This is a genomic window from Pseudoalteromonas lipolytica, from assembly GCF_001306915.1.
GTDB classification, from domain to species: Bacteria; Pseudomonadota; Gammaproteobacteria; order Enterobacterales; family Alteromonadaceae; genus Pseudoalteromonas; species Pseudoalteromonas simplex.
In genome coordinates, this window is sequence record NZ_LJTC01000001.1 from 193,868 (window position 1) to 219,414 (window position 25,547).

Genomic DNA, 25,547 nt, shown 5'->3' on the forward strand with positions numbered 1-25,547 from the left:
CTTAACGGCGGCTCATAAACGCAAGTTTTTCGATTAAGCTAATGTCTTGCTCGTTCTTCAATAGTGCGCCAAACATTGGCATTAAGCCGCCTTTTTGGCTTTTATCATGCAGTGTTTTAGCGTCTATATCTTCGGCCATCAGTAGCTTTAACCAATCGAGTAGTTCGCTGGTTGATGGCTTTTTCTTAATGCCATTTACGTCACGTAGATTAAAGAACACCTCAAGTGCTTGGCGAACTAAATCTTGTTTAACATGCGGGTGATGTACATCGATAATTTGTGCCATTTCTTCACTACTTGGAAAATCAATGTAATGGAAAAAACAACGACGTAAAAAGGCGTCTGGCAGTTCTTTTTCGTTATTTGACGTAATGATCACAATCGGACGTTGCTTTGCAATAACTCGCTCGCCAGTCTCATAAACATGAAACTCCATTTTATCGAGCTCTAATAGCAAGTCGTTGGGAAATTCAATATCGGCTTTGTCTATTTCATCAATCAATAGCACAGGGCGCTTGTTATGTTGCTCACCATAGGTAAAGGCTTGCCATAATTTCCCTTTTACAATGTAGTTGCTGATATCGTGCACACGCTCATCACCTAACTGGCTATCGCGAAGGCGCGATACCGCATCATATTCATACAGGCCTTGCTGCGCTTTAGTGGTTGATTTGATATGCCATTGAATTAGCGTGGTGTCTAAGCTTTTTGCAAGCTCCTCGGCCAGCATGGTTTTACCTGTGCCAGGTTCACCTTTAATTAGCAGGGGTTTTTCGAGCAATATTGCTGCGTTAACCGCTTGTTTTAATGAGTTACTGGCAATGTAGTTATCGGTTGAATTAAAAAGCACGATGTCACCTTATCTGGTCTGAGCAGTGATTAATAACGTCATGATGCCACAGTTAGTCGGCGTCTGAAAGGTATGCAAAACGCGGTACTGTTTTACCCTCTACAGTAACTGTTTCTGTAAACATACTAAGTGGGCGTGCCCACATACCAAATTCGCCATATAGCGCTTGATAAATTACCAATGGCTCATTAGTTTCGCTGTGGGTAGCAATATATTCAACTTTGTATTTTGGGCCTTTGTAATGTTGGTAAATACCGGGTTTGATTGTCATGTGTTTATCTCGCATCTTGGAGTCATTTGGGTATAATTGCAGTTTGCACATTTTACGCTGAAACAAACTGCCTAAACTATGAATTATATTTCGTTAGATGAATACAAAAAAGCCTGGGTTTTTCGTCATAAAGATATGCCGATAAGCAGCGAAGACGCAGCGCAAATTAAACCAATGAGCGTTGAACGCGCTGCGGTCTTATGGACTACTATGGTGAGCCGCGAACATGATCACCCTGACTTTTTTGATAAAACAGATTGGTGTGGCAAAGACGACAGCTTTTCAGAGACTATTAATTGGGAAAACGCTTGGGAAGCGGGTGATGAGCAGTTACCAGAAGAAATCCTAAACCACTTAGCGTGGGAAGCTAATACCACTGTTTATTTTTGTATGGCTCGCGACAATATCATTGAAACCAGCTTTGCCGTTTTCAAGCGTTGTTGGCAAAACTTTATGTTTTTAGCTGATGGTAGTTTGTTGTTAGGTAAAAAGCGTGATGCAGTAGTGCAGTTTTTAGAAACTGGTAACGCAAAGTTGGGTAAAAAAGGCGCAGTAAAGTAGCGCTCAATAAACGCTCTATGCTATAAAACAGTCAAGCAATTGTTTTATAAGAGCGCGCATTGTCTAAACCAACTTCACAGAGCGAACACTCGCAACAAGCCGAAATTTGGCAAACTGATGCCGAGCGTGCTTTGTATGCGCAGTTATGTAATGCATTTTATGCTCGTGAGATCCCGCGTTTAGTCGATGAACCTGATACTGCAAGGCTTAAACGCTTATTAGCAAGTTTGCCTTACTATATTGAGCGTTTAGCTATGCGTATAGTTAGTGGCGATGCACCATTACAGCTTGATTCACAAAATGGCAGTTGGCTTGAAAAACAAAAAACAACGCCACCTGTTTATAATAAAAAAGACTCAAAAGACTTTTATAGTCAACATGCTAAGCGCGGGTTAATTGTTCCCGTGCTAATTAATGACGAGCAATGTACAACTGTGCGCATAGACAGCTTAGATCAAGTAAGCGACAATAAGGTACATTGCAACGAGCTTGGTTGGTTTGATACTTCAGGTGAATCGCTAGAAAGCACGCATATTCAACTGCTTAAGCCTGCAAAGGCAGTGATGGCGGCGGCGTGTTGCGGTCATCAATGGCAATTTAATAAACGCATCACACCTAAGCGTTTGTCATTAAGAGAAATGCTACTAGCAAGCAATATAAATTGGCGTAATTTAAAACGCCCTTTGACTTAATTTAACCGCGAAGGAGTGTTCAATGCGGGTTTTTCAATTCGCCTTGTTATGTTTGGCTTTATTTCTGCAATATCGTTTATGGTTTGGTCATAATGGTGTGCAAGATTACACTCGTCTGAAACAAGCGGTTACCTCTCATCAAGACACTAACGCGAAATTATTAAAGCGCAATACTGTACTTAAAGCAGATATAAAAGATCTAAAGCTTGGTCAAGAAGGTATCGAAGAGCGCGCGCGTAATGAATTAGGAATGATTAAACCTGGCGAAACCTTTATTCGCGTTTTGCCGGGCCAACAACAAAATGAAAATTAAGCAAACTATAACCGCCATTGTTCCCGCTGCGGGGGTAGGGAGTCGAATGCAGCATTCGGCGCCAAAGCAGTATATTGAACTGGCGGGTAAAACTATTTTAGAACACACTCTGAGTAAACTTGCAGAACTTAACGAATTAAACACCATAAAAGTAGCAATTAGCGATGATGACGGCTACTTTGCTGATTTACCACACATAGATAAGCGTATTGAGCGTGTGAGTGGTGGTAAAGAGCGCGCTGATTCAGTGCTTAACGCCTTGCTATCACTTGCTGATAATCCACCTGATTGGGTACTTGTGCACGATGCAGCAAGGCCGTTAGTGTGTTTGGCTGATATTCAGCGTTTAATGACAGAATGCATCGCTGCCAATGAAGGCGGTATCTTAGCGTCAAAAGTAAAAGACACCATTAAGCGCGGTCATACCCACAGTGAGCAAACAGTGCCTCGTGATGATTTATGGCAGGCACTCACTCCTCAGTTTTTCCCTTATCAAGCGCTGACTAATGCGCTATCAAGTGCCCTTAAAAATGGTGTGACTATCACTGATGAAGCATCGGCAATTGAATGGGCTAAGCAGCCTGTTAAGCTGGTTGCCGGTCGCAGTGACAATATTAAAATCACCACCCCAGAAGATTTAGATTTAGCAGCATTTTTACTGCAAAAACAACAAAACGAGAGTACCTCATGATTCGAATTGGCCATGGCTTTGATGTACACAAATTTGGCGGCGAAGGCCCGTTGGTAATTTGTGGTGAAAAAATAGATTACCCACAAGGCTTTTTAGCGCATTCAGATGGTGATGTTGCCATTCACGCATTGTGTGATGCTATTTTAGGTGCATTAGCAATGGGGGATATTGGCAAGCATTTTCCAGACACTGCGAGCGAATACGAAAATATTGATAGCCGAATTTTACTACGCCACGTGGTTGGGCTTGCTAAAGAGCAAGGTTACGTACTTGGCAATGCCGATGTGACGATTGTTGCGCAAGCACCAAAAATGTTGCCACATATTCAAGCAATGCGTGAAAACTTATGCCAAGACCTTGAAGCTGATATTTCACAAGTTAATGTGAAAGCAACAACCACAGAGAAGCTAGGGTTTGAAGGCCGCAAAGAAGGTATTTCAAGCCACGCAGTGGTGATTATGAGCAAACTAAGCGCATGAGTGAGTTAAACTACCTATACGGTAAACCTCTTTCTAAGGCTGACTTTAAAACTCACGCCGAAGACTTCATGGTTGATGAAGACTTGGGGATTGAGTTTACTGGTTCTGGTGAACATGTTTGCTTGCAGGTTGTAAAAAAAGGTGAAAATACTCAGTTTATTGCGAAACGCATTGCCGAAAAAGCAGGGGTATCTCCACGTGATGTGAGTTATGCAGGCTTAAAAGACCGTCATGGCGTGTGTACACAGTGGTTTAGCGTGCCAGTACCAATTAAAAAGCACATAGAATTTAGTGAACTGAATAACGAGCAATTTTTTGTAATTTCGCAACAGCGCCATAACCGTAAGCTCAGAACGGGTTGCCATAAAGGCAATCGCTTTACCATTACGTTACGCAACGTGACTGAGCCGCTGGATATTTTGTGCCGTATCAACGCGGTGCGTGCAGGGGTGCCTAATTACTTTGGTGAGCAGCGCTTTGGGCATGGTGGTCACAACCTTGAAATGGCAAAGCGCATGTTTGCTGGAGAGCGTATCCGCGATAAAAAATTGCGTGGTTTAGTTATTTCAGCTGCACGATCTTATGTATTTAATGAAATTGTGAGTATGCGGGTTGCCGAGCATGGCCTTGCAAAAACAATGCACCGCGAAGTGTTTATGCTCAGCGGCAGTAATGCCTTTTTTGAAGACAACATTAGTGATGACAATATTGCTCGCTTAGCGTCTGGTGATATTGTGATGTCGGCCCCCATGGTTGGTAAAGGCGAAAAAGGCCTGACCGAAACCGAAAAAGTGTGGCTAGAACCTTATCAATCTTGGATAGAGGGCCTTAGCGAACTTGGCCTTAAGAATGAGCGTAGAATGTTACGCCTTATTCCTGATTCATTAGCTGTTGAAACGATTGACGAAACTACTTTAAAGTTAAGCTTTGGTCTACCAAAAGGCTGTTTTGCTACTGCCTTACTGCGTGAGTTGGTGGACTATCAAGATGCAAGCCCCAGAGAACAAAAACAAAAGGATGCGTAAATGAAAATCTTATTGAGCAATGATGATGGCGTACATGCTAAAGGGATTGCGGTTTTGTATCATGCATTAACGCAAATTGCAGATGTGACTTTAGTGGCGCCAGATCGCAATTGCAGTGGCGCAAGTAATTCATTAACGCTCATGAACCCATTGCGTGCAACCACCCTTGATAATGGCTTTATTTCGATTAATGGCACGCCGACTGACTGTGTGCACTTAGGGGTTAACGAGTTAACCGAGCAGCAGCCAGATCTAGTGGTTGCAGGAATAAACCACGGCGCTAACCTAGGTGATGATACCTTGTATTCAGGCACCGTTGCAGCCGCCACAGAAGGACGCCACTTAGGATTGCCGGCGATTGCTGTGTCGTTATGCTCTAAAGAAGGAAATCACTTTGAAACTGCTGCTGCGGTTGCAGTGAGTATTATCAAAGAGTTGGCATCGCACCCATTACCGAAAGATCAAATCATCAACTTAAACGTGCCAGATATTCCGCTTACAGAGCTCAAAGGAGTTAAGGTAACCCGTTTAGGTTCGCGTCATAAAGCTGAAACCATGACGAAACAACAAGACCCATGGGGCCGTGACATTTATTGGTATGGTACCCTTGGTGCTGAAAGTGATGCAGGTGAAGGCACTGATTTTTATGCCATAAATAATGGTTATGCATCAGTGACCCCGCTTAGTGTTGATATGACGGCGAAAGAGAGCTTACAAGCCGTCGATAGCTGGTTAGCAAATATGGAGATTAATAGTGCTGACTAATTATAATCGCAGCGCACTGGCATTAGCAGAGTTATTGAAACGCGAAGGTGTAGAAGACAGCACTGTGCTTGAAGCGATAGCCTCAACACCCAGACACATTTTTATCGATGATGTTTTACAGCACAAAGCTTATCAAAATACCGCATTGCCAATTGGTCAAGGACAAACGATTTCGCAGCCTTATATTGTCGCACGTATGACTGAGCTACTTCGCTTAGCGGGCGTACGTGATAAAGTGCTCGAAATTGGCACAGGGTCTGGCTACCAAACGGCAATACTGGCAAAAACGTTCACTAAAGTGTGCTCGGTAGAGCGTATAAAAGCACTACAGTGGCAAGCAAAACGCCGTTTGCACAAACTCGATTTATATAATGTCACCATGAAACATGGTGATGGTTGGCAAGGCTGGCAATCACAAGCGCCGTTTGAGGGGATTATTGTTACAGCTGCAGCCGCCACTATGCCACAAGGGTTACTTGCTCAATTGGCTGATGGGGGCGTTATGATTGCACCTATCGGTGAGCAAGATCAGCAATTAATGATGGTCGTTAGAAATGGCGATACTTTCACAGAACATAAAGTTGCACCAGTAAGATTTGTACCTTTGGTACCTGGTGATATTGAATAGGACGTTAAACTTTGAAGTTGTTTACTAAGTTATATGATATGGCACTGGTATGGGCTAAACATCGCCATGCAGAGCGTTATTTAGCAGGGATGAGTTTTGCTGAATCTGTTTTTTTTCCGGTACCACCGGATGTCATGCTAGCACCTATGTCACTTGCTCAACCAGATAAAGCATGGCGTTTTGCCAGCTTTACGACGATTGCTTCAGTGATTGGTGGTATTTTAGGTTACTTACTTGGCTTTTGGTTATTCGAACCTGTGGTCGAGCCGCTGATTGCGCAAATGGGTTGGCAAGCGAAATTTGACACAGCGCTAAGTTGGTTTGAAAACTACGGTGTGTGGGTGGTGTTTTTAGCGGGCTTCTCCCCCATACCTTATAAGGTTTTCACCATAGGTGCTGGTTTGATGCAAATGGCATTTCTGCCGTTTCTAATTGCTTCGGCAATTGGTCGTGGCGCACGCTTTTTCTTAGTGTCGGCTTTAATGAAGTGGGGCGGCGTTAAAATGGAGCAGAAATTACGTCAATATGTTGAAGCGCTTGGCTGGGGATTAGTTGTTTTAGTTGTGGTTGCGTACTTTTTACTGCGATAACCCGTAAAACCATTAAACTAGTACGATAAGGAGCATTTTACGATGAGCAGGCAGATAACAGTCTATGTTACTTTGTTTCTTAGTATTTTGCTCTTTGGTTGTACTTCTCGCGAAGCGCCAGCACCGGTGAGTAGTTTAGACAATAAAGTTAAACCCGCCACTCGCAAAGTAAATATCTCTGGCTCAAAATATGTAGTCAAAAAGGGCGATACTTTATATTCAATTGCTTTTAGCGCTCAGCAAGATTTTCGAACCCTCGCAAAAATAAACGATATTCCAGCACCTTATACCATCTTCCCTGGGCAGAATATTTCGCTCATAAAATCGGCACAAAAACAAAAAAAGACGAAAAAATATACGAATTCGAGTAAAAAGTCTACTGTTTCTATACAAAAAAATAACAAAAAATTAAAGAAAGAGCTTGATCAGCCAAAACAACGAGAGTATGTTCAGAAACAAGCCAACAAAATAATTAGTGAAAAAAAACGTAATTCTAATGCAAAAGTTGTATGGAACTGGCCTGCTAAAGGTAAAGTAACGCAACGCTTCTCTAATAAAGAGAATGGCTTTAAAGGGTTACAGATCACTAATAAACAAGGGGCTTCTGTTGTAGCTGCTGCACATGGAACTGTGGTATACGCGGGCAACGCATTGAGGGGGTATGGTAATTTAATCATTTTGAAACACAATGATGATTACCTAAGTGCTTACGCGCACAATTCAAAGTTGCTTGTAAAGGAAAAACAGGAAGTAAAGGCGGGGCAGAAAATAGCAGAAATGGGCAGTTCAGACTCTACGGTTACGGCTTTGAGATTTGAAATTCGTTATCGGGGTCAAGCAGTCAATCCTGCTAAGTATCTACCTTAGCCATTTAGGGTATTGATAAAGTGATTTAGCTCAATCACATATTTGCTCGGGAGGACGCTTATGGGTCACACAGCAAAACTTGAGAAAAAAACTGACGCGATTGACGATAAATTTGATGACACGGTAGTCGAAGAAGAGTCTTCTGAATTACTTGAAGAAGTCGACAACGAAGATGAAATTTTTGCAAAAGAAGAAGTTGCCAAGAATTTAGATGCTACACAGCTGTATCTTGGTGAGATTGGTTTTTCTCCGCTGTTAAGCGCAGAAGAAGAAGTCTATTTTGCTCGAAAAGCACTGAAAGGCTGTGAAGCCTCTCGCAAGCGAATGATTGAAAGTAATTTACGTTTAGTGGTGAAAATTGCCCGCCGCTATAACAACCGTGGCCTTGCGCTACTAGACCTTATTGAAGAAGGTAATTTAGGCCTTATCAGAGCCGTTGAGAAATTTGACCCAGAACGAGGTTTCCGTTTTTCAACTTATGCAACTTGGTGGATACGTCAAACCATTGAACGTGCCATCATGAACCAAACACGTACGATTCGTTTACCTATTCATGTGGTCAAAGAGCTTAATGTTTATTTAAGAACAGCCCGTGAATTAACGCAGAAACTTGACCATGAACCCACTGCAGAAGAAATTGCAGAGTGCTTAGATAAGCCGGTTGAAGATGTTACTAAGATGCTGCGTTTAAACGAAAAAATCACCTCGGTGGATACACCTATCGGTGGTGAAAATGACAAAGCGTTATTAGATATTATCGCCGATGAGAAAGACTACGGTCCAGAAGGCGAAGTACAAAACAATGACATCAACAAGCACATTGTTGATTGGCTTGGAGAGTTAAACCCGAAACAGCGTGAAGTACTTGCTCGTCGTTTTGGTTTACTGGGCTATGAGCCATCAACCCTTGAAGATGTTGGTCGTGAAATTGGCTTAACACGTGAACGTGTAAGACAAATTCAAGTGGAAGCATTACGTCGCTTAAAAGACATTTTGCAACACGAAGGTTTAAGTACAGATAGCCTATTCGACCAATTCACCTGATTTGACAACAATGAATACCTGATCAAGGGTATCGAACCCACGGGTTCAGAACACACAAAAAAGCTGACGTTACGTCAGCTTTTTTATATCCACTCAAATTTTAAAGTAAATCTTTTAATTGATACAGTAGTTGGTGTGCTTGTCTTGGCGTTAGGCTATCTGGATCAAGCTGTTTTAAGGTTAATTCAAGCTCTGAAGGTTCATCATCAAAACTTAATGTTTGCTGTTGTTGCTCAATAGGGGCAGTAACAGGTTGATGATTCTCAAGCATTTTAAGCTTTTGTTTTGCTTGTTGGATAACCGCTTTTGGTACACCAGCCAAAGCAGCAACTTGTAAACCAAAGCTCTTGCTTGCTGCGCCTTCAAGCACGGTATGCATAAAGGCAATGGTGTCGTTGTGCTCAATGGCATCGAGGTGCACATTAACCAGCCCCGTTTTTTGCTCGGCCAGTTCGGTTAGCTCAAAATAGTGGGTTGCAAACAAAGTTTTAGCAGCAATTTTTGATGCTAAATAATCAGCCGTTGCATAGGCAAGCGATAAACCATCATAAGTTGAAGTACCGCGACCAATTTCATCCATCAGTACCAGTGATTGCGCTGTGGCGTTATTTAAAATTGTTGCCGTTTCGGTCATTTCAACCATGAAGGTTGAGCGCCCTGATGCTAGGTCATCACTTGCGCCAATACGCGTAAAAATACGGTCAATATTACCAATTTCTGCACTATCAGCAGGAACGTAACAACCAATGTGAGCCATCAAAACAATAAGTGCGGTTTGGCGCATATAGGTCGATTTACCACCCATATTTGGACCTGTGATAATTAACATTTTACGGTCGTTATTAAGCTCTACAGGGTTGGCAATAAACGGGTCTTTCATTACTTGTTCTACCACTGGGTGGCGACCCTGTTTAATACTGATATTATCGTTATCGCACAGTGTTGGCTTAGCATAATTGAGCGCTTGCGCACGTTCGGCCAAATTGTTCAGTACATCTAAATCTGCTAAAACAGCTGCCATTGTTTGTAACTGCTCAATGTGCGGAGCAATAAACTCAAAGAGTTGCTCGTAAAGCTGTTTTTCAAGTGCTAGCGCTTTTGACTGGCTACCAAGTACTTTATCTTCGTGCTCTTTAAGCTCAGGGATAATATAGCGCTCATTATTTTTTAGCGTTTGACGGCGAATATAATCGGCAGGAACCAAGTGCGAGTTAGCGCGACTTACTTCAATAAAAAAGCCATGCACCTTGTTATAGCCAATTTTTAAAGTGCTAATGCCTGTGCGTTCACGCTCACGTTCTTCAAGCTTTTCGAGAATATCGGTTGCGCCTTGGCTTAGGGCACGCCATTCATCAAGCTCATTGTTATAACCCGGGGCAATAACACCCCCATCACGAATAAGCACCGGTGGGGTTTCGATGACAGCACGTTCTAGTAAGTCTTGTAGCTCAGGTAATTGCTGTGATTGCGCTATTATTTGACTAATACGCGGATCGTTGGCGTCCAGAAGTAATTCGTGTAATGGTGCCAGAGCTTGCAGTGCGCTACGCAGGCGCGTTAAATCACGCGGGCGTGCTGTGCAAAGCGCTAAACGGGCGATAACACGCTCAATGTCGCCAATTTGCTTTAATGACTCTTGTAGCTCACCACATAATTGCGCATCGATAATTGCACTAATAGCGTTTAGTCGAGAGTTGAGCTCTGTTTTGCTGCGCACAGGGGTATGAATACGGCGTTTCAATAAGCGTGAACCCATCGCAGTCGCTGTTTTATCAAGTACTTGTGCAAGTGTGTTTTCGTAACCGCCCGATAAATTAACCGTTAGTTCAAGGTTTTTACGGGTTGCGGCATCTAAGATCACTGCGTGTTCGTTTTGCTCAAGGGTAATCGCACGAATATGCGGCAGGGCAATACGTTGAGTGTCTTTTACATATTGCATTAAGCAGCCCGCAGCCACCAAAGCAGCGTGTGCTTTGTCTACACCAAAACCAACTAAATCTTTGGTGCCAAATTGGTCGCAAAGTAAATGCTGTGCAGTATCTAAATCAAATTCCCATTCTGGGCGACGACGTGCGCCTTTGATATGTTCAATTAAATGCACATTTGCAAATGTTTCACTATAGAGCAGCTCAGCAGGGGCTAAACGTTGTAATGTTGAGCTAAATGCTTCATCAGTATTTACTTCTAACACATTGAATCTGCCAGAGTTAATATCTAAATAAGCAATACCATATAAGCCTTGTTTACTTTGCCAAACGCTGGTTAGCAAGTTGTCTTGGCGTTCTTGTAGCAGCGCTTCGTCAGAAATAGTGCCCGGTGTAACAATGCGCACAACTTTACGCTCAACAGGGCCTTTGCTAGTAGCTGGGTCGCCAACTTGTTCACAAATAGCCACCGACTCACCCATTTGTACAAGGCGAGCTAAATAGTTCTCTACTGCGTGATAGGGCACACCCGCCATTGGAATGGGATCGCCACCGGCTTTACCTCGGTGGGTTTGAGAAATATCAAGAAGTTGTGCTGCACGCTTGGCATCATCAAAGAAAAGTTCGTAAAAGTCGCCCATACGATAAAACAATAAAATATCCCGATGCTCGGCTTTTATTTTTAGATACTGCTGCATCATAGGGGTTTGTTGTTTTATAGTGTGCGGTGCATAAAGATCAAACGACATGTATTTACCCAAAGGCTGAATATGGAATTACATCAAGAGATTAAAACACTTGCTGCGAAATTAGGAGCTATTTTAACGGATAAACGCTTATGGATCACTACCGCAGAATCATGCACTGGCGGTGGAGTGAGTTATGCGCTCACCGATACCCCGGGCAGTTCTAATTATATTGACCGAGCGTTTGTTACTTATAGTAATCAAGCAAAACATGAGCTCATTGGCGTTAGCGAGCAAACTTTAAACAGCTTTGGCGCGGTGAGTGAACAAACCGTTGTTGAAATGGCATCGGGGGCGGCAAAAGCTGCAAACGCCGATATTGCAATAGCTATTTCGGGGATAGCAGGCCCCGGTGGTGGAACACTGGATAAACCTGTGGGATTAGTGTGGTTTTGTATTCATTTTGCTGGTCAAAACTACCCAAGCAAACAGGTTTTCGCTGGTGATAGAGCTGAAGTTAGACTGCAAGTTATTGTTTATTCATTAAAAAACATAATTGAATTGATAAAATCTGAAAATTAGCTTGATACTGTAATTTCATACAGTATACTGTCTGCATTAGCCGGATTTGGAGAACAGAATGAACGATAACAAACAAAAAGCCTTAGACGCTGCTTTATCACAAATTGAGCGTCAATTTGGTAAAGGCTCAATTATGAAACTGGGCGACAACAAAGCCCTAGATATTGAAGCAATCTCAACAGGTTCACTAGGTATCGATATCGCACTAGGTATTGGTGGTTTACCTACAGGCCGTATTGTTGAAGTGTATGGTCCTGAATCATCAGGTAAAACAACACTTACTTTACAAGTTATCGCAGAAGCTCAAAAGCAAGGTAAAACGTGTGCATTCGTAGATGCTGAGCACGCTCTAGATCCTGTATACGCACAAAAATTGGGTGTAAACATTGATGACTTACTTGTTTCTCAGCCAGACACGGGTGAGCAAGCATTAGAAATCTGTGACATGTTAGTTCGTTCAAGTGCTGTTGATGTTGTGATTGTTGACTCGGTAGCAGCTTTAACACCTAAAGCTGAAATCGAAGGTGATATGGGTGACTCACACATGGGTCTACAAGCTCGCTTAATGTCACAAGCTTTACGTAAGCTTACAGGTAACATCAAGCGTTCAAACACACTATGTATTTTCATCAACCAAATCCGTATGAAAATTGGTGTTATGTTTGGTAACCCTGAAACAACAACAGGCGGTAACGCACTTAAATTCTACGCTTCAGTACGTATCGATATTCGTCGTATTGGTTCAGTGAAAGAAGGCGATGAGGTTGTTGGTAACGAAACCCGCGTTAAAGTTGTTAAAAACAAGGTTGCTCCGCCGTTTAAACAAGCTGAGTTCATCATCATGTATGGTGAAGGTATTTCTAAACAAGGCGAACTAATCGATCTAGGCGTTAAGCATAAGATTGTTGAAAAATCAGGTGCTTGGTACAGCTACAATGGCAGCAAAGTTGGTCAAGGTAAAGCAAACTCAATTAAGTTCTTAAAAGACAACCCAGAGATCGCAGATGAGATCGAAGGTAAGTTACGTGAGATGCTATTACTTCAAGCAACTGTGCAACCAGAAGATGGTGAAGATGCAGGCCTATTAGCTGAAGACGAGCTATAAACACCGCAAAAGAGTATAGTTAAGCGTGATTTGACCCGCACTTAACACAAAAAGACCGCTACACAGTTAGCGGTTTTTTTATGGTTGCTTGTAGTTGCGATTTAATATCGCGTTTAATTACAGAACTTAATGCGGGATATACCCGCAGTTGTTGGAGTAGGAAGTAGTTTGTCGCATTTTCAATTCAGTGACAATTTTAAGTTATTTTACACGTTCAATATATTCGCTACGACGCCATAAAATAGCAGCAAGAGTTGCCAGAGGGATTATCAAAAAAATCGCTATTGTTTCAAATAGCGCATTATCTTCATATATGAATGCCAAGCTGGTAGCTGGTATTGTCATCAGCGTGAAAATTCGATACATAAGTTCTGTATCAGTTCGATATATGAGAGCTGTTTGGCAATCAGGGCAAGTGAATAGTTTACCGTCAACCCTGTCTATTGGTGTTCTCGCTTTGGCTATTGGAAACTTCCATCCACAATCTGGACATCTTCTAGAGCGTTTCGATTTTTTAGCATCCATTAATCTGTACCAAATAACTAAAATATTCATTTTTTAATAAACTACAGAAAAATTTATAAGGTGCAATGAAGTGAAGGCTATTCGCTATGTTTTTTGCTTTTAGAGTAAAATGGAGTAATAAAAAAGCCGCATATGATGCGGCTTTTAATGTACTTAAAGCTTAAAACTTGTCGCTTTATAAAATTATAGCTGCCAGTTGAAAGATACTGAATAACTACGCGGTGCGCCGTAATAACCTTGCTCCCAGAACAAGCTATGTAAGTACTTTTCGTTAGTTACGTTATTAACGTTTAAGTTAACGCTCATGTGGTCATTAATATCGTATGTTGCCATTAGATTTAATAAGCCGTAAGCATCTTGCTTAGTAACAGGAACAACGCCAGACGGCTGAGTAGGTTGTACACGTTTAGTGTCGTCTTGCCATTGGTAGTTTAAACCAAAGGTTAAACCATCAACTTCAGGTACCTTATGAGTGACAGCAAGTTTAAATTGGTTTTCAGGTGTGTAGTTTTTAACTAATTCATCACCATCAATGTTTAGATTGCTGAAACTAAAGCTCGCGCTCAGCGTTTCGTTGATTTTGCCACTAAGCTCTACTTCAATACCATCACTGTTAATACCATCTGCGCCATAGTAGCGAGTGTCATCAGGTAATGAACCTGGGATAGCAACAGCAAGGCCAACTTGTTTTGCATCAAAGTAGGCTACAGTTACAAATAAGTCGTCATCAAGTAGCTGTGCCTTTACACCAATTTCGCTACTTTTACCTGTAATTGGATCTAAATAATCACCGTTTACGTCACGCTCTGTTTGCGGAACAAAGGTTTCTGTGTAGCTTGCGTAAGTTGAGAAGCTTTCGTTGATATCATAAACAACACCGAAGTACGGCACTGTTTGGTCGCTATCTTTGTCTTTTGCAACGCCGTAAGAGGCACCTTCCGTTTCCCAATTTACTTGGCTTACACCCGCTAAAATGCTAAATGCGTCAGTTGCACGAATGCGTGTTGAAATATATGCAGAGCGTTGACGGCTGGTGATATCAGCACCTGTTAAACCATCGGTTAGTGTTGGCACTGGTGCAACACCATCCCAACCACCTAGCTCAGGCATTGCAGGGAAACCATTGCCTGTTGTACGGTCATACAATGATTTATCTTTATTATCCATATCTGCTTGGTTTACACCAAATGACAGATCATGTTCCATACCAAATAAATCAAATTTACCTGTTGCGTAGATATCTAAAATGTCGTGCTTATCTTTGTGGTCATATTCACTCGCATAACCAGTTAGGCCAAGACCTGTTTCTCTGTCTGGTGTGCCGTAAACATAGAAAAGCTCAGAATCTTGCTCATTTTCTAAGTGCGCGTAGCTGGCTTTTAAGAACCAAGTATTGGTGATTGCTTGCTCAATTGATAAGAACAGCTGCTCAGTTGTGTTATTCCAATATGACCAATCTGAAGCAGTGCTGGTTGACGCATCAAAGTTTGTTGCTGAACCATCGCTGTAATAAAGTGGTAAGGCACCCCAAAGTGGGCTGTCGGCATCTTTCTTTTGATTTACATAGTTTGCAGTGACTACTGTGCTATCAGTTAATTGACCTTCGTAGGCTAGGTAATAAATTGTTTTATCTTGCTCGTAACGGTCAAGGTATGACTCAGTTTTGTGCTTAGTGAATACTGCACGTACAGCGTGGTTTTCGTTGATAGCTGTTGAAGCGTCAAGCTCTAAACGTTTGTTGTCCCAAGAGCCATACGATACAGACGCATTTACTTGTGTTTGATAAGTAGGGCGTTTTAGAACCATGTTCACGGTTGCTGAAGGGTTACCCGCACCTGTCATTAAACCATTGGCACCACGTACAATTTCAACACTATCAAAAATAGAGGTATCAAGAGTACCTTGGATTGAACCGTTGTCTTGTGGCATACCCATGCCATTAACCTGGAAGTTAGTGATTTCAAAACCGCGAGCTTTAAAATAAGTACGATCAGTTTCAATTTGCTCAACAGTCACACCCGGTGTGCTTTCAAGAACTGCGTTAAGGTTATCGAGTGAGAAGTCATCCATTAATGCACGTGAAACAACAGAGATTGACTGTGGTGTCTCTTTAATTGTTAGCCCTAATTTGGTCGCAGACTGTGCTTCTTCAGTGATGTAGTTTTTATGATGCTGGCCATACACGGCAATTTTTTCAATTGCTTGTTCTTCTTTTTGTTGTTCTGCAAAAGCGTGGCCACTTAAAAGTGCTGAGGTCACAAGGCTTAATTGAGATAAGCGCAAAAATTTTGTTGATGACATGCAAAGTTCCAATTAGTTCAATGAATAGTGAAATTAATGCGTAATCTAATCTAAATGAAAATAATTTGCAATTAAGGTTTGCTATTTTAGTGAATAATTGATTGCAAAAAAGTTTAAAAGGCACAGAAATATAAAAAGGAGATATAAAAAAAGCGGCCGAAGCCGCTTCAGGAAGTAAATAAGTTTAAATCTTAAAAAACGTATTTTGCAGAAAACTGTAGACGATCCATATCACCGTCAGCACCGCTTTCTAACTCACGCTCGGCATGTTTAAACTCAACACCAAAGGTGAGCTTTTTAACAGGCGAGTATAAAAGGTTGGCACTATAGCTTTGGCTCATTTCTGTAGGGTCGCCAGTCACAGCAAGTAAATCTGTGTTGTTATCTGCTGAGAAGAATGAGTAAAGGAAAGTTGAACGCCATTGGCTGTTCCAGTGTTGTTGGTAGGCAATAAAACCTGATGTTGAATCAATCGCATCTAAATCATCACCATCAAGCACAGCACCATTTGCTACGTTTAAACCAATGTAGCGGCCTAAACCTGAGCCTTGAGTTAGCATGAATTTTAGGTTGTTTTGGCCAAAATTAACTTTACCTGAGGCGCTGATACCGAACGATGATGTATCTGCATCAATGCCATTTTGCTTGTAAGTTAATTGACGAGCAAGACCGGTAAATACTAATTCCCCCCAATCAGCTTTATGTGCATAACGTGCTGTAAAGTCTGGCATTGATGCATCATCAGTGGCTACGCGAGCGCCGTCTACTGTGACTGTGCTCTCTGGGTTTTCGATAGAGAATGACCAGTTGCCAGTAGTGTAACGTGCCTGTGCTTGGCGTACGAACACGGTACCCTCAGCAGGTCCCACGAAGTCGAGTGTTTCAGGTAATGCGCCTACGTTTTGAAAGTTTGACCATGCTTGACCAAATAACCAGCCATCATAAGTTACAAATGCCTGACGAATACGTGGTGCATAAGAATTACTTACACGTTCGTTACCGCCTGGTGCTGAAGCAATAAAGTCGATTTCAATTTTAGTTTTGATGGTATTGCCATCGTCTAACTTTGTTGCGGTACCTAGGTTAAAGCGAGATTGGCGCGCGTGCATGTCAAATACAGCATCGCTGTCGCTGTCTGCGCCTACTGGTGTTGTACCTGGTACATAGAAGTCACGGCCAATACTACCACCGGCTGGTACGCCTGCTGAGTAATCACTCCACATGGCATCAAGTTTTACATAGCCACCATAAGAAACCTCTGTGTTACCAATGGTTGCAGCGTTAGCATTGCTGGCAAGTGCTGATAAAACAGCTGAAGCTGCTAGTGTTTTTAATGCGGTTACTTTTGTTGTTGTCATAATGTGTATTCCTGTCGAAGCTACTTGTTGCATTAATGATTTTTTAATAATGTTGTTGTACCACTGTTGTTTAAGATAAGACTTCTCTCAATTATCTATTGGTCTATTAGACTAAGGTGGAATATCTGGTTAAATCACAACCAATCTAACATTGAACTAGATTATAGAAGGCGATTTCGACGTTTTTTGTTAAATGACAAGATATACAACTAAGGTCTAATACTTTCAGGGGCTTTGCTGAGTGATCCTTGATGCAGGCCGTAGGCAAGTAATTAAAATGGAGACGACAACAATGTCAGAAAGTATCTATCCAGTACCAGCGCATATCAAGAATGCTGCATTAGTTGATAACGATAAATATAATACACTGTATAAGCAATCGATTGATGACCCTGAGGGATTTTGGCGAGAACACGGTAAACGCCTTGATTGGTCAACTCCTTACAATAAAGTAAAGAATACTTCATTCGACAAAGGCCACATCAGTATTCGCTGGTATGAAGACGGCCAACTAAACGCATCTTATAACTGTATTGACCGCCACCTTGCTACTAAAGCCGATAAAACAGCCCTCATTTGGGAAGGCGACAACCCTGAACACAACGAAAATATTAGCTACCAACAGCTTCACGACGAAGTCGCTAAATTAGCTAATGGCCTTAAAAAATTAGGTGTATCGAAAGGTGACCGTGTCGCTATTTACATGCCAATGACACCGCAGGCTATTTACGCTATGCAAGCGTGTGCGCGTATTGGTGCGATTCACTCTGTAGTATTTGGTGGTTTCTCTCCATCAGCGATTGCTGACCGAATTAATGACTCAGGCGCTAAAGTGGTAATTACTTCAGACGAAGGTCGCCGTGCTGGCAACTGCGTACCACTTAAAGCAAATGTTGATGAAGCGGTATCACAAGACTCGGTAACCACCGTTGAGCACGTTATTGTTCATCAGCTAACGGGTGGTGAAGTTGAATGGAATAGTCATGATGTTTGGTGGCATGAGCTTGTCGCTGATTTACCAGCTGAGTGCGAACCTGAACCAATGAATGCAGAAGATCCGCTTTTCATTCTTTATACTTCAGGCTCAACGGGTCAACCAAAAGGGGTGGTTCATACTACCGGTGGTTACCTTGTTTATGCATCGATGACACATGAATATGTGTTTGATCTTAAAGAAGACGATATTTTCTGGTGTAGTGCCGATGTGGGCTGGATCACAGGTCACAGCTACATTGCTTATGGCCCATTAGTGAATGGCTGCACGCAAGTCGTATTTGAAGGTGTACCAACTTACCCAACAGCGGGGCGTATGGGTGAAGTAATTGATAAGCACAACGTGACTATCCTTTACACAGCACCGACTGCTATTCGTGCTCTAATGGCGAAAGGCGATGAGCCAACAGCGACTTCAACTCGTAAAAGTCTTCGTGTTATGGGTTCTGTAGGTGAGCCAATTAACCCAGAAGCGTGGGCATGGTATTACGAGCATATTGGTAACGAAAACTGCCCAATCGTAGATACGTGGTGGCAAACAGAGACTGGTGGCATCATGATCACACCATTACCAGGTGCGACAGATATGAAGCCAGGCTCAGCAACTCGTCCGTTCTTTGGTATTGCACCAGCCTTATTTGATGCTGAAGGTAATACACTCGAAGGCGCGGTTGACGGTAACCTTGTTATTTTAGACAGCTGGCCATCACAAGCTCGCACAGTTTATGGCGACCATGAGCGCTTTGAACAAACCTATTTCTCAGCATACCCTGGTGTGTACTTCACAGGTGACGGTTGTCGTCGTGATGAAGATGGCTACTACTGGATCACAGGCCGTGTAGATGACGTACTTAACGTATCAGGTCACCGCCTAGGTACTGCCGAAATCGAGAGTGCATTGGTTGCTCACGAAGCGGTAGCAGAAGCAGCAGTAGTGGGTTACCCGCATGATATTAAAGGTCAGGGCATCTATGTTTACATCACTCCAAATGAGGGTGTTGTAGTGAGTGATGAACTAACAAAAGAGGTACGTAACTGGGTTCGTAAAGAGTTAAGCCCAATTGCATCACCAGATATGATCCAATGGTCTCCGGGTTTACCGAAAACTCGTTCTGGTAAGATCATGCGTCGAATTTTACGTAAAATTGCGGCAAATGAGCACCAACAGCTTGGAGATACTTCTACACTAGCCGATCCAAGCGTTGTTGATGAGCTAATCGAAAACCGATTAAATCGTTAAAATCGCGTTAAAAACTTGATTAGAAGTTGATTCTAAACGTAGTATATCGGCTGTCACTTAGAAATAGGTGTCAGCCGAATTTATTAGGAGTGAACCATGAGTCAGTTTTTAATAGCGGACGATCATCCGTTATTTCGTGAAGCGCTGAAAGGGGCATTGAGTGCTAAGTTCGCTGATTTAGAAGTGTTTGAATCGGAAAACTTTGATACCACTTTGCAGGTGCTAAGCGAGCAAGAAGATCTTGATATCTTACTACTAGACCTTCACATGCCAGGCAATGGCGATTTATACGGCCTTATTCGCATTCGCGAAGACTATCCAAGCTTACCAATAGCTGTTGTTTCTGGCAGCGAAGACATCAATGTAGTTTCTAAAGTAATGGGTTATGGTGCGATGGGATTTATTCCTAAATCATCTTCATCAGATGATATTGCGCTGGCAATCAACCACATTCTTGAAGGCGATGTTTGGCTGCCACTTGAACTTAAAGATAAAGTGGCTGCTGTAGATGGCGAAGACAAAGAAATTGCAGCGCAAGTGGCTTCACTGACACCGCAGCAATACAAGGTGTTGCAATACTTACACGAAGGCTTGTTAAACAAACAGATTGCTTACGAGTTACATATTTCTGAAGCAACCGTTAAAGCACACATTACAGCAATTTTTAGAAAGCTAGGTGTGTATAACCGTACTCAAGCGGTATTAATTGCCTCTAAATTGCAACTAGAGCCTATTGAGTCGGCATAACAAACGATAATAAAAATAATAAAGAGGCCATTCAGCCTCTTCATTTTATTGCTTAAGCGAACACCACGGTTCGATTTCCATTGATAAACAGTTTATGTTCAGATGCGAGTTGCAGCGCTTTACAGAATACTGTTTTCTCTACATCTTTACCCATTTTTGCCATCATCTCTGCGGTATCCGCATGACTGACATGCGTCACATCTTGTAAAATAATCGGCCCTTCATCAAGCTCATTATTAACAAAATGGGCGGTCGCACCAATAATTTTTACACCGCGTTCAAACGCCTGATGGTAAGGCTTTGCACCAATAAAGGCAGGTAAAAATGAATGGTGAATATTAATAATCTTACCTTCAAAGCGCGCCACAAATTCAGGGCTTAAAATACGCATATATTTTGCAAGGCCGATAATATCAGGCTGATAGCTGGCAATTAAATCACCGACTTGTTGATCATGCTCCGCACGGCTTAAACCTTCGTGCGATACCACATGAAATGGCACGCCAAAGCCTGCAGCCAATGGCGCTAAATCAGCGTAGTTGGCAATCACAGCCAGTACTTCGATGTTTAAGGCTTTTTCGAACTGCTTAAGTAATACACCACCTAAGCAGTGCGCTTCTTTAGTGGCAAGCAATACCACTTTCGTTTTTTCGCTGCTGTGCAGGGCAAGCTCTGCGCCATCAGGAAGTAGCTCAGCAAGCCTTGGTAAGAAGTCCTCAGCAATAACACCGCTTAACTCTGTACGCATAAAAAAGCGTTTAGCGTCTTTATCTACAAATTCGTTATTACGCGTAATGTTTAAATTATGCTGATGACAAAGGCCAGTGATCTTGGCAATTAGACCAACATCATCATCGCATTGAGTGGTTAAAATCGTGTTCATAGTCCTCATTCTAATCCCGTTTGTGTGAACACCATTATTTGCTAATTTTTTTGTGCTGCATAGCGCAAATTTAACTATCTAATAATTTATCTGATTTGATTGTATAAACGCCTAAAATGTAATCATTATTTACTTTTCATGTAAAAGTAAGCTGCTTTCACTATAAATGTGATTTTCTGTCCATAATTATGATTAATTAAGTGCTTTTCTACATCATTTTCTACACTTTTTAACTTTATCGTAAGTAACTGTAAGTGAAGGTAATAGTTTGTAAAACATAGAATTATTTCGATTTATTCAAGTCAAAATGGGGTATTACAAACAATAAGGAAAAAATTCCATGAAAAGCACTCTGCTTAAAACAATTGTTGCCTCAAGTTTGCTTTCGGTACTAGCTGCCTGCTCAAGCGATGACAGCAGCAGTAGCAACAGTGGCTATGTGCAACTGTACAATGGCTCTTACAACAGCCCATACACGCGTTTATTTGTTGATGACACTGAGCGCTCGGGGGCAGACTTTGGTGATGTATCAACTCGTCATAACTACAGTTCGGGGGAGTATGATCTCAGTTTTGAATATGTTGATGCCAACGACAGTTATATTACGATTGACGAAGAAACTATCAATATAAAAAATGATCAAACTCAGTTATTAGTAATGAATGGTGACTTTGCTGAACCAATTTTTACAGAGCTCAGTGTGCCGACGTCAAGCGATGAAGATGAATTCAATGTCGGCTTTTTTAATATTGTTGGCGAAGACAATCTTTACGATGTATATGTTGCCACTGACGATGGTGTATTTGATACCGCAGAGTTATTAATGACTTCGCAATACCTCGTTGAGCCAGAATTAGCCACGCTTGAGGAAGGTTATTACACTATTTATATCACCGCTAGCGGCAGCACAGATGTGATTTTTGAATCACCAACCGTGTATTTTAATGATGAAGCAACGTACATGGCGATGATCCGCCCAAGTTATGCAACAGAAGAAGATGGCATTACGCTTGATGTCGTGACGGCAAGTAGCTCTGTAACACAACTAAACCATCAAGACGCGCAAGGTCAGCTGCGTTTTATTAATACCATTGATGATTACACGCAAACCCAGTTTAAAGTAACCCGAGGCACAACGGCGACTAACACCGAAGTTGTTAGCAACGATAGTTACTCTGAATACATGAGCATGTCGCCAAATAGTTACAGCGTCGCCATGTTAGATGAAGCTGGCGACACGATTGTAGATAACTTCTTAATGACATTAGAGCGTGAGCAAAGTGCGGTTGGTCTTTTCTACAATGACAAAGATTACGGCCCTCGTATGATGACCATTGAAGAAAATCTAACACCAAGCAGCTACAGCCACGCAGTTACAGTTGTTAACTTAATTGGTAGCTATGCAGGGCAAGAGATAGACGAAGTCGATGTGTACTTTACCCTCAATGGCGAAACGGTTGAAGATACTAGCAATGTTGTTGAAGGGTTAGATCAATACGACCAACAAGAGCAGGTGGTTGATAACGAAGTTTATACAACTTATGTGGTGTTTGAAGATAACGGCCAACAGATTGTGCTATTGCAACAAAGCGATATGGATTTTACCGAAGAAGGTAACTATATCTTGGTGATTGAACACGATGAAACCACTGACTCAGGTTACAAGATGACCTTAGAGCGTACGGTGACTGAACAGTCTTAACCGGCTAAAACGCAATATCGTTGTTTATTTACTCTTGCTAAGTGTTTATTGTATAAACAATTAAGGCTTTTGCTTTTTTGTTTAAAGTATACACAAGGAGAGAGTATGGACGGCGGTATTGCGTTACTAGTCTTACTAGCACTAGTTGTTGTAGGTGGCTCAATTGCTGGCATTATTGCCCTTTTTCAACTCTCTAGTTTAAAGCGAGAGGTGGTTGCTCTTCGAGTAAAACTTAACGCGACATATGTTAATAACTCTCAAACAAATACTGCAAACACGTTTGAAAATTCAAACGAAGATCTGACTGACACAGTAAAATTTGAACCAAAGCCGAAAGCTATTATTAAGCCGATTGAGGTTATCGCTAAAAAGCCAGAGCCAACAAAACCCAAGCCTGCCATTTTAAATCCGCTAGTAAGCCAACTCGTTACACAAATCAAAGCCAATTGGCTAACTTGGGCAGGAGCGGTTGCACTTGCCTTTGGTGGTATCTTTTTAGCTCGCTATTCACTGGAAGCAGGCTTATTATCCGAAACTATGCGACTCACACTTGGGGCTATTTTTGGTCTGAGCTTAATTGTTGCGGCTGAGGTGTTACATCGTAAAGGTATTATCTTTGATGGGTTTAGTAACTATATTCCCGCTGCGCTTGCTAGCGGCGGCTTTATCAGTTGTTTTGCGCTCACTTTACTGGCCTACAGCCATTATGGCTTACTCCAAGCATTACCTGCATTTAGCGTTTTAACCTTAATCTCTGTAGCTGCAAGCTGGATGGCGCTGCGTTTTGGTCCAGTGCTTGCGGTCATTGGTATTATTGGCGCCTACAGCGTGCCGGTTTGGGTCAATACTGGGAATAATGATTTTATAGCGCTGCTTACCTATGTTGCTTTTGTTAGTGTTTCTGCTTCGCTGGTAGCGCATTATGTAAAACGTCATTGGCTGTGGTATCTGTTATGGGCAGGTCATTTAGGTTGGTACATTTTAGTTGCATTGACAGTATCTAAAAACCTGCATTGGTTTATTAATCTTTATGCGCTATTTAGCATCATATTGTTAATTGCTATTCCACGCCTTGGGCTGGGCTTTAAGCAAATTGAATACCGCCCACATCGCTTTAAAACGCTACTGAAACAACTGCCCGACAACCCTTTGTTATTAGCGGTTGTCGTACCACTTTATCTTTTACTCATGAGTAGTAATCAACTGCTTACTTGGCAGTTGAGTATGTTGTTGTTAGTGGCTTTACTGTTGTTTTTGGTATTAAAAAACAGTGCATGGGATCACTGGCTAATAATATCTGTGGTGAGTGTGGTGTGTTTGCTGACAGGGCAAAATAATACTGTTGATTATTCTGAGCAGCTTTTTGTATTTAGGCAAAATTACGGAGCAGGGCTGTTTTTTATTGCTTTGTTTGCTGGCTATGGTTTTTTATTTGGTCGTAAATACCCTAAACGCTTTGGCTTTACGTTACTCGCATCACTTTCAAGTTTTGTGATTATTAGTTGCTTATATCTCATTACTCCCGACCATGCCTTGATGACGGCATACCCGGTTTGGTGCTTTGTATTACTGGCACTGTCTGCCTGGCTATTTAAGTTATCCATCAATAGCACAAATCCAATGCGAGTATTTAGTTACTGGCTTGGCGGTAATGCCAATATTAGTTTGGCATTAACCATGCTCCTTGAAGGCAGCAGCTTGACCTTAGCGCTAGCTGTGCAAGTGTTGTTGATCAGTTTTTATGTGAATAAACAGTCACTCAGCATACTGACTTGGCCGCTTAAAGGTTTAGTTGGTGCTTTACTCATTAGATTAAGTTTTGCACCTTGGTCAGCGGATTACAGTGATGCGCTGCTGCTCGGTGTACATTGGAGTTTGGTTGTTTATCCTGTATGTGCTTGCTTATTTTACTTGGCAGCAAGGCATTGGCAGCAGCAATCTGTTCGAATGTGGCTAGAGGGGGCAGCCCTACATTGCATTGCTTTATTTATTACCACAGAGACGAGCTATCAGTTAGTAGGGCGCTATCCTGATTTTGAGAGTTTGTCTGTGTATGAGCATATTTTACTGACCTGTAACTGGGGCATCTTGGGCTGTGTTTACTTACTGCGCTCACGCTTTACTGCGCAATTGGTTAAGCTCTATCAAATGGCTGGTTTTGCGTTATTAACATTAAGCGGCTTGCTAGTAGTGAAAAGCTTTACCGCTGTAAATCCGTTTTTTGAACCGATAAATATAGGCAGCTGGCCGATTATTAACTGGTTACTATTACTTTGGTTAGTACCAGCTTTAATTGCAATTTGGGCAAGCCGACTGACGAAATCTCAGCACTATTTACAAAAGCTGTTTACAGCACTTGCAGGTGTGATGAGTGTTTTATATATCAATGCGGAAATTCGCCACAACTGGCAAGGCGAGTTTATAAATATTGCTTTGCCAACCTCAGATGCCGAGCTTTACAGTTATTCTTTAGTTTGGCTTGTTATCGGTGCATTGGTGGTTGTGATAGGGCATTTAAAAACCATTACGTTATTACAAAAGCTTGGCCTTGGCTTATTGGCGCTGGTAGTGTTAAAAGTGTTCTTGATTGATATGGCAAACTTAACTGGATTATTGCGGGCTATTTCGTTTATCGGCTTAGGCTTGTCGTTAGTTGCGCTTAGTTGGTTGTTCCAAAAATTTAAGGCAAAGCCTACTGCTTTGCCTTAAATCTATGTTTTTAAA

Annotated in this window: 24 protein-coding genes; 17 read left to right on the forward strand and 7 right to left on the reverse strand. The window is 42.0% G+C overall.

The window, feature by feature from the left end; genetic code table 11:
* Position 1: 1 nt before the first annotated feature.
* Together AOG27_RS00910 and AOG27_RS00915 are read right to left on the reverse strand one after the other, a co-directional pair.
* A complete protein-coding gene (locus AOG27_RS00910) occupies positions 2–850 on the reverse strand; it encodes an AAA family ATPase (protein ID WP_054551135.1) in 849 nt (282 codons plus the stop codon).
* 52 nt (positions 851–902) lie between these two features.
* The gene (locus AOG27_RS00915) at positions 903–1,136 is read right to left on the reverse strand and encodes a DUF1653 domain-containing protein (protein WP_419177722.1); all 234 of its coding nucleotides are present in this window, start codon (positions 1,134–1,136) and stop codon (positions 903–905) included.
* Between the two features lie 63 nt (positions 1,137–1,199).
* On the opposite strand from AOG27_RS00915, the gene AOG27_RS00920 reads away from it, so the two are divergent.
* Genes AOG27_RS00920 through rpoS form a run of 11 tightly spaced genes read left to right on the forward strand, consistent with a single transcriptional unit; the run spans position 1,200 to position 8,776 of the window.
* Entirely contained in the window at positions 1,200–1,682 is a 483-nt protein-coding gene (locus AOG27_RS00920; RefSeq protein WP_054551137.1) for a DUF2947 domain-containing protein, read from the forward strand.
* 59 nt (positions 1,683–1,741) lie between these two features.
* Positions 1,742–2,374, forward strand: coding sequence for a hypothetical protein (locus AOG27_RS00925; RefSeq protein ID WP_054551138.1), 633 nt, complete (start codon positions 1,742–1,744; stop codon positions 2,372–2,374).
* A 22-nt stretch (positions 2,375–2,396) separates the two neighbouring features.
* Complete coding sequence (ftsB, locus tag AOG27_RS00930; RefSeq protein WP_054551139.1) at positions 2,397–2,687, forward strand: cell division protein FtsB; 291 nt, start codon at positions 2,397–2,399, stop codon at positions 2,685–2,687.
* Positions 2,677–3,378 carry a 2-C-methyl-D-erythritol 4-phosphate cytidylyltransferase gene (gene ispD / locus AOG27_RS00935; protein ID WP_054551140.1) on the forward strand — a complete coding sequence of 234 codons (702 nt, stop codon included), beginning with the start codon at positions 2,677–2,679 and terminating at the stop codon, positions 3,376–3,378. Before ftsB ends, ispD begins: the two co-directional genes overlap by 11 nt.
* Positions 3,375–3,857: a 2-C-methyl-D-erythritol 2,4-cyclodiphosphate synthase gene (gene ispF / locus AOG27_RS00940; RefSeq protein ID WP_054551141.1), complete on the forward strand. Its 483-nt coding sequence runs from the start codon at positions 3,375–3,377 to the stop codon at positions 3,855–3,857. The genes ispD and ispF overlap by 4 nt, the downstream gene beginning before the upstream one ends.
* Positions 3,854–4,882 (forward strand): tRNA pseudouridine(13) synthase TruD, encoded by a 1,029-nt coding sequence (gene truD / locus AOG27_RS00945; RefSeq protein ID WP_054551142.1) that lies wholly within the window; start codon positions 3,854–3,856, stop codon positions 4,880–4,882. The genes ispF and truD overlap by 4 nt, the downstream gene beginning before the upstream one ends.
* A complete protein-coding gene (surE, locus tag AOG27_RS00950; RefSeq protein WP_054551143.1) occupies positions 4,883–5,647 on the forward strand; it encodes a 5'/3'-nucleotidase SurE in 765 nt (254 codons plus the stop codon). It begins immediately after the preceding gene.
* On the forward strand, positions 5,637–6,275 hold the full coding sequence (locus AOG27_RS00955; RefSeq protein ID WP_054551144.1) for a protein-L-isoaspartate(D-aspartate) O-methyltransferase: 639 nt from the start codon (positions 5,637–5,639) through the stop codon (positions 6,273–6,275). The genes surE and AOG27_RS00955 overlap by 11 nt, the downstream gene beginning before the upstream one ends.
* 11 nt (positions 6,276–6,286) lie before the next feature.
* Entirely contained in the window at positions 6,287–6,865 is a 579-nt protein-coding gene (locus AOG27_RS00960; RefSeq protein WP_054551145.1) for a YqaA family protein, read from the forward strand.
* 42 nt (positions 6,866–6,907) lie between these two features.
* Positions 6,908–7,732, forward strand: a complete 825-nt coding sequence (locus AOG27_RS00965; RefSeq protein ID WP_054551146.1) for a peptidoglycan DD-metalloendopeptidase family protein — start codon at positions 6,908–6,910, stop codon at positions 7,730–7,732.
* A gap of 60 nt (positions 7,733–7,792) precedes the next feature.
* Positions 7,793–8,776, forward strand: a complete 984-nt coding sequence (gene rpoS, locus AOG27_RS00970; RefSeq protein ID WP_054551147.1) for an RNA polymerase sigma factor RpoS — start codon at positions 7,793–7,795, stop codon at positions 8,774–8,776.
* A gap of 100 nt (positions 8,777–8,876) precedes the next feature.
* On the opposite strand, the gene mutS is transcribed toward rpoS, so the two are convergent.
* The gene (gene mutS, locus AOG27_RS00975; RefSeq protein WP_054551148.1) at positions 8,877–11,450 is read right to left on the reverse strand and encodes a DNA mismatch repair protein MutS; all 2,574 of its coding nucleotides are present in this window, start codon (positions 11,448–11,450) and stop codon (positions 8,877–8,879) included.
* A gap of 21 nt (positions 11,451–11,471) precedes the next feature.
* Between mutS and AOG27_RS00980 the strand changes: the two genes are divergently transcribed.
* Together AOG27_RS00980 and recA are read left to right on the forward strand one after the other, a co-directional pair.
* Positions 11,472–11,969 carry a nicotinamide-nucleotide amidohydrolase family protein gene (locus AOG27_RS00980; RefSeq protein WP_054551149.1) on the forward strand — a complete coding sequence of 166 codons (498 nt, stop codon included), beginning with the start codon at positions 11,472–11,474 and terminating at the stop codon, positions 11,967–11,969.
* A gap of 58 nt (positions 11,970–12,027) precedes the next feature.
* Positions 12,028–13,074, forward strand: a complete 1,047-nt coding sequence (gene recA / locus AOG27_RS00985) for a recombinase RecA (RefSeq protein ID WP_054551150.1) — start codon at positions 12,028–12,030, stop codon at positions 13,072–13,074.
* Between the two features lie 201 nt (positions 13,075–13,275).
* Here the strand turns inward: recA and AOG27_RS00990 are convergent, their stop codons facing one another.
* From AOG27_RS00990 to AOG27_RS01000, 3 genes are all read right to left on the reverse strand, one after another.
* Positions 13,276–13,629 carry a hypothetical protein gene (locus AOG27_RS00990; protein ID WP_152967103.1) on the reverse strand — a complete coding sequence of 118 codons (354 nt, stop codon included), beginning with the start codon at positions 13,627–13,629 and terminating at the stop codon, positions 13,276–13,278.
* 153 nt (positions 13,630–13,782) lie between these two features.
* Positions 13,783–15,900, reverse strand: a complete 2,118-nt coding sequence (locus tag AOG27_RS00995) for a TonB-dependent siderophore receptor (protein ID WP_054551152.1) — start codon at positions 15,898–15,900, stop codon at positions 13,783–13,785.
* Between the two features lie 191 nt (positions 15,901–16,091).
* Positions 16,092–17,258, reverse strand: coding sequence for a DcaP family trimeric outer membrane transporter (locus tag AOG27_RS01000; protein ID WP_054551153.1), 1,167 nt, complete (start codon positions 17,256–17,258; stop codon positions 16,092–16,094).
* Between the two features lie 292 nt (positions 17,259–17,550).
* Here AOG27_RS01000 and acs point away from each other — a divergent pair, with 292 nt between their 5' ends.
* Positions 17,551–19,491, forward strand: coding sequence for an acetate--CoA ligase (gene acs, locus AOG27_RS01005; protein ID WP_054551154.1), 1,941 nt, complete (start codon positions 17,551–17,553; stop codon positions 19,489–19,491).
* 96 nt (positions 19,492–19,587) lie between these two features.
* Positions 19,588–20,238, forward strand: a complete 651-nt coding sequence (locus tag AOG27_RS01010; protein ID WP_054551155.1) for a response regulator transcription factor — start codon at positions 19,588–19,590, stop codon at positions 20,236–20,238.
* A gap of 52 nt (positions 20,239–20,290) precedes the next feature.
* On the opposite strand, the gene purU is transcribed toward AOG27_RS01010, so the two are convergent.
* Positions 20,291–21,121 carry a formyltetrahydrofolate deformylase gene (purU, locus tag AOG27_RS01015; RefSeq protein ID WP_054551156.1) on the reverse strand — a complete coding sequence of 277 codons (831 nt, stop codon included), beginning with the start codon at positions 21,119–21,121 and terminating at the stop codon, positions 20,291–20,293.
* A 340-nt stretch (positions 21,122–21,461) separates the two neighbouring features.
* Between purU and AOG27_RS01020 the strand changes: the two genes are divergently transcribed.
* Positions 21,462–22,823, forward strand: coding sequence for a DUF4397 domain-containing protein (locus tag AOG27_RS01020; protein ID WP_054551157.1), 1,362 nt, complete (start codon positions 21,462–21,464; stop codon positions 22,821–22,823).
* 105 nt (positions 22,824–22,928) lie between these two features.
* Complete coding sequence (locus AOG27_RS01025) at positions 22,929–25,532, forward strand: DUF2339 domain-containing protein (RefSeq protein ID WP_054551158.1); 2,604 nt, start codon at positions 22,929–22,931, stop codon at positions 25,530–25,532.
* Positions 25,533–25,547: the final 15 nt, after the last annotated feature.

What these genes read in the sequence shown, in the direction of transcription:
- AOG27_RS00915 (WP_419177722.1), bottom strand. Translation starts at nt 1,136, where the DNA reads ATGCGAGATAAACACATGACAATCAAACCCGGTATTTACCAACATTAC.
- AOG27_RS00920 (WP_054551137.1), top strand. Translation starts at nt 1,200, where the DNA reads ATGAATTATATTTCGTTAGATGAATACAAAAAAGCCTGGGTTTTTCGT.
- ftsB (WP_054551139.1), top strand. Translation starts at nt 2,397, where the DNA reads ATGCGGGTTTTTCAATTCGCCTTGTTATGTTTGGCTTTATTTCTGCAA.
- ispD (WP_054551140.1), top strand. Translation starts at nt 2,677, where the DNA reads ATGAAAATTAAGCAAACTATAACCGCCATTGTTCCCGCTGCGGGGGTA.
- ispF (WP_054551141.1), top strand. Translation starts at nt 3,375, where the DNA reads ATGATTCGAATTGGCCATGGCTTTGATGTACACAAATTTGGCGGCGAA.
- truD (WP_054551142.1), top strand. Translation starts at nt 3,854, where the DNA reads ATGAGTGAGTTAAACTACCTATACGGTAAACCTCTTTCTAAGGCTGAC.
- surE (WP_054551143.1), top strand. Translation starts at nt 4,883, where the DNA reads ATGAAAATCTTATTGAGCAATGATGATGGCGTACATGCTAAAGGGATT.
- AOG27_RS00965 (WP_054551146.1), top strand. Translation starts at nt 6,908, where the DNA reads ATGAGCAGGCAGATAACAGTCTATGTTACTTTGTTTCTTAGTATTTTG.
- rpoS (WP_054551147.1), top strand. Translation starts at nt 7,793, where the DNA reads ATGGGTCACACAGCAAAACTTGAGAAAAAAACTGACGCGATTGACGAT.
- mutS (WP_054551148.1), bottom strand. Translation starts at nt 11,450, where the DNA reads ATGTCGTTTGATCTTTATGCACCGCACACTATAAAACAACAAACCCCT.
- AOG27_RS00980 (WP_054551149.1), top strand. Translation starts at nt 11,472, where the DNA reads ATGGAATTACATCAAGAGATTAAAACACTTGCTGCGAAATTAGGAGCT.
- recA (WP_054551150.1), top strand. Translation starts at nt 12,028, where the DNA reads ATGAACGATAACAAACAAAAAGCCTTAGACGCTGCTTTATCACAAATT.
- AOG27_RS00990 (WP_152967103.1), bottom strand. Translation starts at nt 13,629, where the DNA reads ATGAATATTTTAGTTATTTGGTACAGATTAATGGATGCTAAAAAATCG.
- AOG27_RS00995 (WP_054551152.1), bottom strand. Translation starts at nt 15,900, where the DNA reads ATGTCATCAACAAAATTTTTGCGCTTATCTCAATTAAGCCTTGTGACC.
- AOG27_RS01000 (WP_054551153.1), bottom strand. Translation starts at nt 17,258, where the DNA reads ATGACAACAACAAAAGTAACCGCATTAAAAACACTAGCAGCTTCAGCT.
- acs (WP_054551154.1), top strand. Translation starts at nt 17,551, where the DNA reads ATGTCAGAAAGTATCTATCCAGTACCAGCGCATATCAAGAATGCTGCA.
- AOG27_RS01010 (WP_054551155.1), top strand. Translation starts at nt 19,588, where the DNA reads ATGAGTCAGTTTTTAATAGCGGACGATCATCCGTTATTTCGTGAAGCG.
- purU (WP_054551156.1), bottom strand. Translation starts at nt 21,121, where the DNA reads ATGAACACGATTTTAACCACTCAATGCGATGATGATGTTGGTCTAATT.
- AOG27_RS01020 (WP_054551157.1), top strand. Translation starts at nt 21,462, where the DNA reads ATGAAAAGCACTCTGCTTAAAACAATTGTTGCCTCAAGTTTGCTTTCG.
- AOG27_RS01025 (WP_054551158.1), top strand. Translation starts at nt 22,929, where the DNA reads ATGGACGGCGGTATTGCGTTACTAGTCTTACTAGCACTAGTTGTTGTA.